This window comes from Streptomyces sp. NPDC046985, assembly GCF_040644415.1.
Taxonomy (GTDB): Bacteria; Actinomycetota; Actinomycetes; order Streptomycetales; family Streptomycetaceae; genus Streptomyces.
The window spans coordinates 152,370-164,906 of the sequence record NZ_JBEYWK010000014.1; the positions used below are offsets into that span (position 1 = coordinate 152,370).

Annotated in this window: 10 protein-coding genes; 7 read left to right on the plus strand and 3 right to left on the minus strand. The window is 74.4% G+C overall.

Annotated features, from left to right (window positions below; all coding sequences use genetic code 11):
- Positions 1 to 28 precede the first annotated feature (28 nt).
- A complete protein-coding gene (locus ABZ861_RS19720) occupies positions 29 to 940 on the plus strand; it encodes a peptidoglycan-binding protein (RefSeq protein ID WP_361631747.1) in 912 nt (303 codons plus the stop codon).
- A gap of 132 nt (positions 941 to 1,072) precedes the next feature.
- The gene (locus tag ABZ861_RS19725) at positions 1,073 to 2,338 is read left to right on the plus strand and encodes a GH25 family lysozyme (RefSeq protein ID WP_361631749.1); all 1,266 of its coding nucleotides are present in this window, start codon (positions 1,073 to 1,075) and stop codon (positions 2,336 to 2,338) included.
- Between the two features lie 51 nt (positions 2,339 to 2,389).
- Here ABZ861_RS19725 and ABZ861_RS19730 read toward each other — a convergent pair whose 3' ends face one another.
- Together ABZ861_RS19730 and ABZ861_RS19735 are read right to left on the minus strand one after the other, a co-directional pair.
- A complete protein-coding gene (locus tag ABZ861_RS19730; protein ID WP_361631751.1) occupies positions 2,390 to 3,712 on the minus strand; it encodes an aldehyde dehydrogenase family protein in 1,323 nt (440 codons plus the stop codon).
- Positions 3,713 to 4,088: 376 nt separating this feature from the next.
- Positions 4,089 to 4,322, minus strand: a complete 234-nt coding sequence (locus tag ABZ861_RS19735) for a DUF2945 domain-containing protein (RefSeq protein ID WP_361631753.1) — start codon at positions 4,320 to 4,322, stop codon at positions 4,089 to 4,091.
- Positions 4,323 to 4,508: 186 nt separating this feature from the next.
- Here ABZ861_RS19735 and ABZ861_RS19740 point away from each other — a divergent pair, with 186 nt between their 5' ends.
- Both ABZ861_RS19740 and ABZ861_RS19745 read left to right on the plus strand, forming a co-directional pair.
- Positions 4,509 to 6,269 (plus strand): PP2C family protein-serine/threonine phosphatase, encoded by a 1,761-nt coding sequence (locus ABZ861_RS19740; protein ID WP_361631755.1) that lies wholly within the window; start codon positions 4,509 to 4,511, stop codon positions 6,267 to 6,269.
- The gene (locus ABZ861_RS19745) at positions 6,266 to 7,384 is read left to right on the plus strand and encodes a cobalamin-dependent protein (RefSeq protein ID WP_361631757.1); all 1,119 of its coding nucleotides are present in this window, start codon (positions 6,266 to 6,268) and stop codon (positions 7,382 to 7,384) included. The genes ABZ861_RS19740 and ABZ861_RS19745 overlap by 4 nt, the downstream gene beginning before the upstream one ends.
- 288 nt (positions 7,385 to 7,672) lie before the next feature.
- Here the strand turns inward: ABZ861_RS19745 and hemE are convergent, their stop codons facing one another.
- The gene (gene hemE / locus ABZ861_RS19750; protein WP_361631759.1) at positions 7,673 to 8,743 is read right to left on the minus strand and encodes a uroporphyrinogen decarboxylase; all 1,071 of its coding nucleotides are present in this window, start codon (positions 8,741 to 8,743) and stop codon (positions 7,673 to 7,675) included.
- A 125-nt stretch (positions 8,744 to 8,868) separates the two neighbouring features.
- Here hemE and ABZ861_RS19755 point away from each other — a divergent pair, with 125 nt between their 5' ends.
- The 3 genes from ABZ861_RS19755 (at position 8,869) to ABZ861_RS19765 (ending at position 12,336) form a co-directional block, all read left to right on the plus strand.
- Positions 8,869 to 9,570 (plus strand): DUF3000 domain-containing protein, encoded by a 702-nt coding sequence (locus tag ABZ861_RS19755; protein WP_361631761.1) that lies wholly within the window; start codon positions 8,869 to 8,871, stop codon positions 9,568 to 9,570.
- Between the two features lie 362 nt (positions 9,571 to 9,932).
- Positions 9,933 to 10,589, plus strand: coding sequence for a response regulator transcription factor (locus tag ABZ861_RS19760; RefSeq protein WP_361631763.1), 657 nt, complete (start codon positions 9,933 to 9,935; stop codon positions 10,587 to 10,589).
- Positions 10,590 to 11,046: 457 nt separating this feature from the next.
- Positions 11,047 to 12,336 (plus strand): ribonuclease D, encoded by a 1,290-nt coding sequence (locus tag ABZ861_RS19765; protein ID WP_361631765.1) that lies wholly within the window; start codon positions 11,047 to 11,049, stop codon positions 12,334 to 12,336.
- The last annotated feature ends 201 nt before the right edge of the window (positions 12,337 to 12,537 follow it).

The following is a 12,537-nucleotide window of genomic DNA, read 5'->3' on the forward strand; positions in this document are numbered from 1 at the left end:
CGGCCATCCGACAAGGGGGACGCACGACATGAGCATCAACGCAGTCACCTCACAGGCGCCGCGGCGTACGAGGAGAGCCGTGATCGGCGCTCTCGCGACGGTCCTCGTCTCCGGCGCGCTGCTGGCCGGACCCACCGTGGCGTCGGCGGACTCGGCCGACGTCAAGCTGGGGCAGGAGGACCTGAACGGACTGGCGTACAACGCCGGCTCGGTCGACGGCGTCAGCGGACCGCAGACCGAGGCGGCGGCCGAGTCCTTCCAGTCCGACCGGTGCCTGAGCGTCGACGGGATCATCGGCGCCCAGACGCTCGGCGAGCTGGAGACCGTCGTCAAGGCGGTCCAGAGCAAGGCCGGCGTCGACCAGGACGGCGACTACGGCAGCGGCACCGCCGGCGCCGTCAAGAACTACCAGAGCGCGCACCAGCTCACCGCGGACGGCATCGCCGGACCGGACACCATGAAGTCGATGGGCGTCACCCGGCAGGTCGCGAGCTGCCACACCGCCGACGCCCAGCGCAACAAGATCGTCAGCGTGGCCAAGAGCCAACTGGGCGTCCGCGCCGACTCCCGCAACTGCGTCCCCGGCAAGCCGTACAGCATCTGCGCGGACTGGTGCGCCGCCTTCGCCACCTGGGTGTGGCGGGACGCCGGGGAGAACATCCCGTCCATGAACTACGTGCCGAACGTCTACGACTGGGCGGTCAGCCACAACCGCTGGTACGGCACCAGCCAACTGCACTCGGCGCTCCCCGGCGACATGATCATCTTCGGCACCGCCACCAACCGCTACCACATCGGGATCGTCGAGCACGTCAGCGGATCGACGGTCTACGTGATCTCGGGCAACACCTCCAACCCGAGCAACTCCAGCCAGATCGGCGTCTACGACAAGAGCTATCCCCTGTCCAGCTCGGTCTTCTACGGGCTGGTCCGGCCCTGACTCCGCGCCCCCGCCCGGTTCGCTGAACAACACCGCTCGCCCGCCGGCTGGCGCCGCCCCCGCGCGCACACCACGCGCCCCGCGGCGCCGGTCCGCCGCCCCGCACTGTCCTTCGAGATCGGAGAAGCACCGATGAACAGAAACCTGGCCGCCGCCGTCACCGTCGGCCTCACCGTGCTGGCCGCGTCGGCCGGTCTGCCGCACGAGGCGGCCCACGCGGCGCCGGGTCCGGCGGCGGTGCGTCCCTGGCACGAGGACGCCGACCACATGGGCTCCGGGCTCGCCGCCCGCATGCCGGCCGGGATCGCCCACGACTCCGCTGCCACGGCCGCCCCCGCCGCCGCGGGAACGCTGAAGGGCCTGGACGTCAGCGCGTTCCAGGAGAACGTCGACTGGTCGTCGGTGGCCTCCAAGGGCGCGTCCTTCGCCTACGTCAAGGCGACCGAGGGCACCGACTACACCAGCGGCCAGTTCTCCCGGCAGTACAGCGGATCGGCGGCCGCGGGCCTGATCCGCGGCGCCTACCACTTCGCCCTGCCCAATGCCTCCGGCGGCAGCGCCCAGGCCGACTACTTCGTCGCCCACGGCGGCGGCTGGTCCGACGACGGCAAGACCCTCCCTGGCGCGCTCGACATCGAGTACAACCCCTACGGCGCCACCTGCTACGGCCTCAGCCAGAGCGCGATGGTCTCCTGGATCACCGCCTTCAGCGCCGAGTACCGCACCAGGACCGGCCGCTACCCGATCGTCTACTCCACGCGGGACTGGTGGTCGACCTGCACCGGCAACTCCGCCGCGCCCGGCCAGCACGACCCGCTGTGGATCGCCCACTACGGCGGGTCGCCCACCCCGCTTCCCAACGGCTGGAGCACCTACACGATCTGGCAGAACGCCGACAGCGGCGCCTTCCCCGGCGACCAGGACGTGTTCAACGGAACCGCCGCGGACCTCAAGACCTTCGCCCACGGCGCCTACACGCCGCCCCCGCCGCCCCCGGGCAGCGGCTGGCCGGTCATCTCCCAGGGCGCGACCGGCCACAGCACCACCGCCGTCCAGTACCTGCTCAACGCCCACGGCGCCAGCCTCGCGGTGGACGGCGACTTCGGTTCAGGGACGCGCAGCGCGGTGATCGCCTTCCAGACCGGCAAGGGCCTGACCGCCGACGGCGTCGTCGGCCCCGACACCTGGCAGGCCCTCATCGTCACCGTGCAGCAGGGCGACAGCGGATCGGCCGTCAAAGCGGTGCAGGACGAGCTGACCGCGCACGCCCACCCCGTTGCCGTGGACGGCCAGTTCGGCCCGGCGACGCGGAGCGCGGTGGTGGCTTTCCAGACCTCGAAGGGCCTGACCGCCGACGGCGTCGTGGGCCCCGACACCTGGCAGGCCCTCGTCTCCTGACCCCGGCGTCACGTGCGTTCGCCGGCGCCGCGCGCGCCGCGTCGGCGGAGGTCAGCCGAGCGGCTTGGCGAGGACCGCCTTGCGGTGGCTGAACGTCTCGATCGAGTAGCGGCCGTGGTAGCTGCCCATGCCGCTCTCGCCCACCCCGCCGAACGGCAGGTCGGAGACGGTGAGGTGGGCGAGCGGCAGGCCGTGGCCGAGGCCGCCCGAGGAGGTCTCGGCGGCGATGCGCTCGCGCACGGCCGCGGACTCGGAGAAGACGTACAGCGCGAGGGGCTTCTCGCGGTCGTTGATGAAGCCGATCGCGGCGTCGAGGTCCGGCACGGCGACGATCGGCAGGATCGGGCCGAAGATCTCCTCCGCCATCACGGGCGCGTCGGGGGCGACGTCGGCCAGGACGGTCGGCGCGATGTACTTGTCCGTACGGTCGCTGCCGCCGCCGACCGCTGTCCGGCCGGAGCCGAGCAGGGCGGAGAGGCGGTCGAAGTGGCGCTCGTTGACGATGCGCCCGTACTCCGGCGAGGCCGCCGGGTCGGCGCCGTAAACGCCCTCGACGGCGCGGGCGAGCGCGGACTCCAGGGCGGCGGCGGTCTCCGGGTCGGTGAGGACGTAGTCGGGGGCGACGCAGGTCTGCCCGGCGTTGAGGAACTTGCCGCGCGCCAGCCGGTCGGCGACCACGTCGAGGTCGGTGTCCCGGTCGACGAACACCGGTGACTTCCCCCCGAGTTCCAGGGTGACGGGGGTGAGGTGCTCGGCCGCCGCACGCATGACGACGCGGCCCACGGCGCCGTTGCCGGTGTAGAAGATGTGGTCGAAGCGCTCGGCCAGCAGCGCCGTGGTCTCCGGGACGCCGCCCTCGATCACGGCGACCGCCTCGGTGTCGAGGTAGGCCGGGATCAGCTCGGCCAGCGCGGCCGAGGTGGCCGGGGCCAGCTCGCTCGGCTTGGCCACGACCGCGTCGCCGGAGGCGAGGGCGCCGACGACGGGGGCGAGCAGGAGCTGGACGGGGTAGTTCCAGGGCGCGATGACGAGGACGACGCCGAGCGGGTCGTACTGCGTCCAGGCCGTGGCGTCGGCGCCGAGGTGGGCGGGGACGGGAGCGGGCTCCGGGCGCAGCCACTCGTCCAGGTGGGCGAGGGTGTGGTCGATCTCACGGACCGTGAAGTCGATCTCCGTGCGGTGCGCCTCGGCGGCGCTCTTGCCCAAGTCGGAGTGGAGGGCCGCGGCGATCTCGGCGCCGCGCTCGGTGAGCATCGCGCGCAGGCGGCGGAGCTGCCCGGTGCGCCACTCGACGGGCTTGGTCCGGCCGGTGCGGAAGGCGGCGCGCAGCCGGGCCACGGTGTCGGCGGGCTGCTCGGGGGCGGGGTGGTTCACAGGTGCCTCGCTGATGACGCTCGGGCCGGTCGGCCCGGAGGACGGTGGTGTGCTGTCAGCCGGCGTTCGTAGGCAAACGCCGACCTTTCAGGTGCCCCAGTGATTGCGGTTCAGGGCCGGGGATGACCTATGTCACTGCGTCCCCGTGCGCCACTGCGCCGCCATGCGTCAGTGCGCCGCCATGCGTCACCGCGCCGCCATGCGTCAGTGCGTCCCCCTACGTCACTGCGCTTCCATGTCACTGCGCCTCCACGTCACCCCATTCCATGCGAGCAGCCGTCAACGGGAGGTCACGGCGCGAGGCCCTGAGCAGAGGCGGGCCCCAGGCCCGTGAGCCCGGGAGCACGCCTCGCGTCGCGGTGAGGGGCGAGCCCCCCTACTTCTCCTTCTTCTTGAGCGCGGACGGCTTGTGCACGGCCGAGCGGCCGGACTTGTCGCTGCGCACCTCGTACTGGGGGTCCTCCGGGGAGGCGTCCACCGTGCGGCCCGCGGCCTCGGTCCGGCGGGTGATCTTCTTCTCCACCGTGCCGCTCGTCTCGCTGCCGTGCGTGCGCCAGGTCACCTTCTCCCCCTTGGCGGGCTGCTTCCCGCGGGAGTCGTCCTTCGCCATGGCGGTCTCCTTCCGGGCTCGTCCACCACGCGCCCGCTTCCCACCCTGCGAGGTGCTGCGACAGCCCGCATCTTGGCGCTGAGCTGGGGGCTTGCGCCGGGAGGAGGGATGCGGGACGGTTGCCGGAGGCCAATTGTCCCCGACAGCGGAGAGGTGGTGGGGTACGCGGTACGCGTGCCCCCTTGTGTGCGTGCATCCGGCGGGACCCCCACCAGTGCGCCTGCGGACGTCGAGGTCGGCGCCGCATGGCGCGATGCCCCCTGTCCCGTTCTGGTGGTCGGCCGCGACGGCCGTGTCGTCGGGATCAACGCCGCCGCCCGCCTGCTGCTGCCCGAGGCCGCGCCCGGACAGGCGCTGTCCGACCGGGCGCCCTCCTGGCTGGCCGACGCGCACCGTCGGCACACGGACGCCGGGCCGCCCGACGAACTCAGCGGCCTGGGCCGACTCGGTGACTTCCGCGGCCCCGGCTCCGGTGACCTCGGCGGCCCCGGTGACCTCGGCCTTCCCGAGGATCTCGGTGAGCCGGCGGCCCATGCCGCAGGACTGATCGGCGACCGCTTCTACGAGGCGCACCCCAGCCGGTCCACGGGCGGCACGGTGGTGTGGTGGCTCATCGACGACGATCGGCGTCTGGCGGAGACGGCCCTGCACAACGCCCGGGAGCGCTCGGCCCTGCTCGCGGAGATATCCAGCACGCTGCTGTCCACGCTGAACGTGCCGCGCTGCGCCGAGGTCGCCGCGCGCATGGCCGCGGAGCACCTCGCCGAGGCCGCCGTGCTGATCGCGCCGTCGCAGGGGCGACGGCACCCGCTGACCCTCGCCCGGCGCGGCGGTCCCGTCGTGCAGGTGACGCGGCGCGTCGACCCGGCGGACGTGCCCGGTCTCGCGGAGGCGCTGCGGGGCTTCCCGCCCGTTCCGGCCCGCTGGATCGACCCCGGCGACCTCCCCGACTGGGTGATCCCGCCCGACTTCACCGGACGGGTCGGCTCCGTCATCGTCACCCCGCTGCCCGGCCACGGCGTGCCGGCCGGCGCCCTGGTGCTGCTCCGGTCCGCCACCGACCGGGCGTTCAGCCCGGACGAGGAGGTCTTCTCCCGGCTGTTCGCCGCGCGGGCGGGGGCGGCCCTGTCCGCGGCCCGTATGTACACCGAGCAGGCGTCCGTCACGGCCACGCTGATGCGCGAGCTGCTGCCGCCCGCGCTGCACGGCGTGCACGGCGTGGAGTACGCCGGCTACTACCGCGCGGCCAAGGACCAGGAGCAGGTGGGCGGCGACTTCTACGACGTCCACCCCAGCGCGGACCCGTCCGGGGAGACGCTGGTGGTGCTCGGGGACGTGGCGGGCAAGGGCCTGGAGGCCGCGGTGCTGACCGGCAAGATCCGCAACACGCTGCACGCGCTGCTGCCGCTGGCCGCCGACCACGAACGCGTGCTGAACCTGCTCAACGGGGCGCTGCTGTCCTCGCACCACACCCGTTTCGCGACCATCGTGCTGGCCTCGGTGCGCCGCCGCGGCGACCGGGTGCGGCTGCGGCTGACCGGCGCCGGGCATCCCCGGCCGCTGATCCTGCGCGCCGACGGCAGCGTGGAGGCGGCGCCCACCTACGGGACCCTGGTCGGCGCGCTGCCCACGGTGACGGCGCGCACCGTGGAGACGGAACTCGCCCCCGGAGAGACCTGCGTGCTGTACACCGACGGCGTCACGGAGGCCCGCGGCGGCCCGTTGGGCGACGACCTGTTCGGCGAGCACCGCCTCGAGCAGGCCCTGGCCGGGTGCGCGGGCATGCCGGCCGAGGCCGTGGTGGAGCGGGTGCAGATGCTGGCGAGCCAGTGGGTGGGCGCCGGACGCCACGACGACATGGCCACCGTGGCCGTCAGCGCCGCCCGGACGGCTCCGCCGTCCTTCGCGCCGGCCGACGGCGGCGACTCCCGCGAGGGGGACGAGTGACCCGCCCCGCCCCGTGCCCCGCCGCGCTGCGGGAGGACCTGTGGCAGGCCGTGATCGACGGCGACGAGTACACGGCCCTCGACGTCGTGCACGCCGGGCTGGCGGACGGGCTCGACCGGGAGACGCTGCTGCTCGACGTGATCGCCGGGGTGCAGGCGAGGGTCGGCGGGGCCTGGGCGGCCGACCAGATCACCGTGGCGCAGGAGCACGCGGCCACCGCCGTCAACGAGCGGGTCGTGGCCGCGCTCGCCCGCCGGTCACGGCCGTCGGGCGCCGGGGAGCGCGGCAGGGTGACGGTCGGCTGCGTGGACGGCGAGTGGCACGCCATGCCGGCCCGGCTGGTCGCCGAGGTGCTGCGGCTGCGCGGCTGGCGGGTGGACTACCTCGGCGCGCAGACCCCCACGCCCCACCTGATCGCCCATCTGCACCAGACCGGCCCGGACGCGGTGCTGCTGTCCGGTTCCCTCCCCACCCACCTGCCCGCCGCGCACGCGGCCATCACCGCGTGCCAGGCCATAGGCGTCCCGGTGATGGCCGGCGGACGCGCCTTCGGACCCGACGGCCGTTACGCCCGCGCGCTGGGCGCCGATCGCTGGGCGCCGGACGCGCGGGCCGCGGCGGCCGTCCTGGAGGAGGGGATCGAGCCGCCGAGGCCGACGGCCGCCCGGCAACCGGTCGACGACCTGCCACACCTGACGGACCAGGAGTACACGTGGATCGCACGGTCCCGCCCGCGGCTGGTGCGGCAGGCGCTCACCGATCTGGAGAAGCGCTTCCCGGCGCTGCGCGCCTACGGCGACGCGCAGCGCGAGCGGACCGCCGAGGACATCGCCCATATCGTCGACTTCCTGGCCACCGCGCTCTACGTCGACGATCCGGACGTCTTCTCCGCCTTCGCGACGTGGACCGCCGAGATCCTCAAGTCCCGCGCGGTGCCCGCGCACTCCCTCTCAGCGGGCCTGGAGGTGCTGGCGGGACGGCTGCGCGACTTCCCGCGCGCACTGCGGATGCTCGACGAGGGCCTGGCGGCGCTCTCCGTCGAGACCGCCCTGCCGAAGCCGGCCCAGACGCCGGCCCCGGCCGCTCAAGCCCCGGTCCCCGGCGCTTCCGCGTGACCGCGCCGCCCCCGGGCGCGTCCGCCTGACGGGCCCCTGCCTCAGCGGCTCTGCCGCGGCGCCTCGGGAGTTCGACGCCAGGGCCGGGCCGCGACACGGTGCCGTGGCGTGGCGCCCACCGCCTCAGCCGCCCGCCTTAGGTGCGCTTGCCAGAGCGTTGGGATTGCGCTGCTCCGGGGCGGCCTGACGTCACGTCAGGCGACCACCCGGCGTGAACTCGCCTGGCCCGCCCCGGAGATGCCCAGCGACGCCCGGTGCGAACCGGCCGCCGCGGTCAGCGGTCAGCGGTCAGCGGCCGGTCTGCGTGTGCACGTACTCCACGAGCCGGGTGAGGGCGTCCGGGTCGGTGGAGGGCATGACGCCGTGGCCGAGGTTGAAGACGTGGCCCTCCAGCCCCGCCGCCGCGTCCAGGACCTCGCGGGTCTTGGCCTCCACGGCCTCGCGCGGGGCGAACAGCACGGTCGGGTCGAGGTTGCCCTGGAGCGCCTTGCCGGGGCCGACCCGGCGGACGGCCTCGTCCATCGGGACCCGCCAGTCGACGCCCACGACGTCCGCCCCGGCCTCGCCCATCAGGCCGAGCAGCTCGCCGGTGCCGACGCCGAAGTGGATGCGCGGGACGCCGTATCCGGCGACGGCCTCGAAGACCTTCGCGGAGGCGGGCAGCACCGAGCGGCGGTAGTCGGCGGGGGCGAGGGCGCCGGCCCAGGAGTCGAAGAGCTGCACGGCGCTCGCGCCCGCCTCGATCTGCACCTTCAGGAAGGCGGCGGTGATGCCGGCGAGGCGGTCGAGCAGGTCGGCCCACAGCTCGGGGTCGCCGTACATCATCGCCTTGGCGTTCTCGTACGTGCGGGACGGGCCGCCCTCCACGAGGTAGCTCGCGAGCGTGAACGGCGCTCCGGCGAAGCCGATGAGCGGGGTGCCGCCCAGCTCGCGGGTGAGCAGGCCGATCGCCTCGGTGACGTAGGGGACGTCCTCGGGGGTCAGTTCGCGGAGCTGCGCGAGGTCGGCGCGGGTGCGCACGGGACGCTCGACGACCGGGCCGACGCCGGGCTTGATGTCCAGGTCGACGCCGATGGCCTTCAGCGGCACCACGATGTCGCTGAAGTAGATCGCCGCGTCCACGTCGTGCCGGCGGACCGGCTGGAGGGTGATCTCGGTGACCAGGTCCGGGCGCATGCAGGAGTCGAGCATCGCGACGCCCTCGCGCACCTTGCGGTACTCCGGCAGCGAGCGCCCGGCCTGTCGCATGAACCACACGGGGGTGTGCGGCACCGGTTCACGCCTGCACGCCTTGAGGAAGGCGGAGTCGTGGGCGGCGGTCGGCGACTGCGGGCGGGCGGGCGTCTCGTTGGCACTCACGGGGGCAAGTCTCGCACGCCCGCGGGGGCGATCCGGCCGCGGTGCGCGGTCCCCGGACGGGGCCGGAGCCGGCGGCGGGGTGTGTTGCCCTGCGCGAAGGCCCGGTTCCCCTTAATCTTCCCGGCATGGCTGCGGCACAGGGACGACGGTCGGACGGCGCTGGCGGAATGGACGAGGCGAAGGAAGTGAGGGGCAAGGAGAAGGAACCGGGAGGGGCCGGGAGTGCCAGGACGGCGGATCCGACGCCTTCGCCCTTCCGGGCCGCCGTGGAGGGGCTGAGGACCGCACGGCTGCGTCCGCTGGTGGAGATCGAGCAGGTGCCGCCGCCGCAGCGCCTCGCACCCTACGCGCACGCGCTGGAGGCCACGGTCGTCGACGGCGAGCAGGAGCTGGCCGACGGCCGGCTGGTGCTGCTGCACGACCCGGCCGGACACGACGCCTGGCGGGGGGCCTTCCGGCTGGTGACCCTGGTGCGGGCGGAGCTGGAGCCGGAGATGGCCGCCGATCCGCTGCTGCCCGAGGTGTGCTGGTCGTGGCTGACGGGGGCGCTCCAGGCGCGCGGCCTGGCCTGCGGGGAGCCGAGCGGGACCGTGACGCGGGCCAGCTCGCACTACTTCGGCGGCCTGTCGGCGCGGCCCGCCGCTTCGCAGATCGAGATCCGCGCCTCCTGGACGCCCCGCGAGGGCCATGGCGGGGCGCCCGACACCGGGGGTCATCTGGCGGCCTGGTGCGATCTGCTGGCCCAGGTGGCGGGGCTGCCGCCGGCCGGGCCCGGCGACGCCTCCGTGGTGACGCTGCCGCAGCGGCGCGGCCCGCAGTCCCCCTGACCGGCGCACTCCTCGGCGCGCTGCCGCCTCCCGCCTGATCCGACGGCCCGGACGGACTCCTCTCCGTCCGGGCCGCCCGCTGTCCGGCGCGTGTCACCGGCTTCTCGCCGTGTCTTCGCCGCCTTTGTCGATACAGCCATTTTCGGGCATCTGGCGAACCCGAACGGCCCCGAGCGAACCGATTCGACCTTCGGGCGATCGACAGCGTGTCCGAATTGCACGCATTGTTACTCACCAGATCGTGATCTTTCTCTAAAGGACGACAGGTTTACTGCCGAAGACGACTGTGACCTTGCAAGCACGGTTCGTCCGGCTTCTTCCCCACAGGCCGGCCCCGTCGCCCCCACCCCCCAGGAGGCCTGGTGTCCGTTCTTCTCGAGCAGCCCGCAAGCCTGGTCGCCTACCGCCCGAACAAGCCGACCGCCATGGTCGTCGTGGCGGACCCGCGCGTCAGGTCCACCGTCACCCGCCACCTGTGGGCGCTCGGCGTCCGTGACGTCATCGAGGCGTCGTCCGTGGCGGAGGCCCGCCCCCGCGTCGGCAACCCGCGCGACATCTGCGTGGCCGACGTCCACCTGCCCGACGGCTCCGGGCTGACCCTGCTGTCCGAGACCCGTGCCGCCGGATGGCCCAACGGCCTCGCCCTGTCCGCCGCCGACGACATCGGTGCCGTCCGCAACGCCCTCGCGGGCGGGGTGAAGGGCTACGTCGTCACCGGCACCCGCACCAACGTCGGGCTGCCCACCCGGCCGGGCGCCGCCCCCATCGGCGCCGCCCGGATGCACCGCCGCCCCCCGGGCGCCCCGAGCCACCCGGGCGGCTACCGCGAGCTGTCCGGCCGTGAGGTCGAGGTGCTGCGACTGGTCGCCGAGGGCCAGTCCAACAAGGCGATCGGCGTCTCGATGGGCCTGTCCGCGCTGACCGTCAAGAGCCACCTCGCCCGCATCGCCCGCAAGCTCGGCACCGGCGACCGCGCCGGAATGGTCGCCGTCGCCCTGCGCACCGGCATCATCCACTGAGACCGGCGCACGGCCGCCGCTCCCCGTAAGGCCGTCTGCCCGTCCCCCAGCCCGACCGTCTGCTCACCTCTCAGCCCGACCGTCAGCCCGTTCCTCGGCTTCTCGCGGCTTCCCCACGCGTCTCTCGGGCCCTTCACCCCGTTCACCCCCGTCCCCGCGACCCCCGCGATTCCGACTCCGCTCCTCCGGACTTCCGCCGACCTCTCGACCGCTCCCGGCTTCCCTCAGCCCCCTCCGTCAGCCCCTCCGTCACCCGTACGCCGCTCTGGCCGCTCCCCTGTTTTACGAACCCCTCCGCACCCGGCCGAGCACCGTCCCGACGCGGCGCCGGCCCCGCTCTCACCGCACTGACCGTGCATCGGACGTGTCGCCGACCTGACCAGTCCACGACCCTCCGGCGCCCGCCGACGGAACGTTCCGTCGGCGGGCGCCGTCCATCCACGGATACCCTTGACAGGTGACCGACGCCCGAGAAACCGCAGCAGACTGCCCACTGCGCACCACCGGAGGCGCCCCTCCGGACGACGGTGGATCGTCTGAGACGGGGGCGCCGATCCCGCTGCTGGAACCGCGCGAGGGCATACCGCCCGTCATCGCCGACGCCGCCGCGCTGGCCGAGACGGTGGCCGCCTTCGCCGCCGGCTCCGGCCCCGTCGCCGTGGACGCCGAGCGCGCCTCCGGCTACCGCTACGGCCAGCGCGCCTACCTGGTGCAGCTCCGCCGCCAGGGCGCCGGGACCGCGCTGATCGATCCCGTCGCCTGCCCCGACCTGTCCGCGCTCGGCGAAGCGCTGTCCGGCGCCGAGTGGGTGCTGCACGCCGCCACTCAGGACCTGCCGTGCCTGCGCGAGATAGGCATGGTGCCCACGCGGCTGTTCGACACCGAGCTGGCCGGCCGGCTCGCCGGGTTCCCGCGGGTCGGCCTCGGCGCCATGGTGGAGAACGTGCTCGGCTTCGTCCTGGAGAAGGGCCACTCCGCCGTCGACTGGTCCACCCGCCCGCTGCCCGAGCCGTGGCTGCGCTACGCCGCCCTCGACGTGGAACTGCTCGTCGACCTGCGCGACGCGCTGGAGAAGGAGCTGGACCGGCAGGGCAAGCTGGAATGGGCCCTTCAGGAGTTCGACGCCACCGCCTCGGCCCCGCCGGCCGAACCCCGTAAGGACCCCTGGCGGCGCACGTCCGGGATGCACCGGGTGCGGCGCCGGCGGCAGCTCGCCGTCGTCCGGGAGATATGGGAGGCCCGGGACCGCATCGCCCGGCAGCGGGACGTCTCGCCGGGCAAGGTGCTGCCGGACACGGCGATCGTCGAGGCCGCGCTCGCGCTGCCCTCCACCGTGCAGGCGCTGGCCGCGCTGAACGGCTTCGGGCACCGGACGGGACGGCGCCAGCTCGACCAGTGGCAGGCCGCGGTGGACCGGGCCAAGGCCCTGCCCGAGTCCGGACTGCCGCAGCCGGGACAGCCGGTCACCGGTCCCCCGCCGCCGCGGGCGTGGGCGGACAAGGACCCGGCCGCCGCGGCCCGGCTGTCGGCGGCGCGCGCCGCGGTCACCGCGCTGGCCGAGGGGCTGGCCATGCCGCAGGAGAACCTGATCGCGCCGGACGCCGTGCGCCGGCTGTGCTGGGAGCCGCCGCAGAGCGTCGACGCCGCCTCGGTCGCGGCCGCGCTCGCCGGCAACGGCGCGCGTCCCTGGCAGGTGGAGCAGGTCGCCCCGGCACTGGTGCGGGCGCTGAGCGGCGAGGCGGAGTAGGCCCCGCTGCCGCCGCGCTCCCAGCCTCCTCGGTGGCCGCGCATGCCCCGCGACGCCCTCGCGCCCCGCTCGCGGTGCCCCGCCAGGCCCGGAGCGCCCCGCCCCGCCCGCGGCGCCATGACCGCGATCGACGCCCTCCCGGGGGCGTCCCGCCCGCGTTCTCGCGCCGCGCAGCCGCCCCCCGAGCGCATCGCGGGAACG

Excerpts from the sequence above, each read along its gene's own strand:
- ABZ861_RS19735 (WP_361631753.1), bottom strand. The coding sequence starts at position 4,322 with ATGGCGAAGGACGACTCCCGCGGGAAGCAGCCCGCCAAGGGGGAGAAG.
- ABZ861_RS19755 (WP_361631761.1), top strand. The coding sequence starts at position 8,869 with ATGGCTGCGGCACAGGGACGACGGTCGGACGGCGCTGGCGGAATGGAC.
- ABZ861_RS19725 (WP_361631749.1), top strand. The coding sequence starts at position 1,073 with ATGAACAGAAACCTGGCCGCCGCCGTCACCGTCGGCCTCACCGTGCTG.
- ABZ861_RS19720 (WP_361631747.1), top strand. The coding sequence starts at position 29 with ATGAGCATCAACGCAGTCACCTCACAGGCGCCGCGGCGTACGAGGAGA.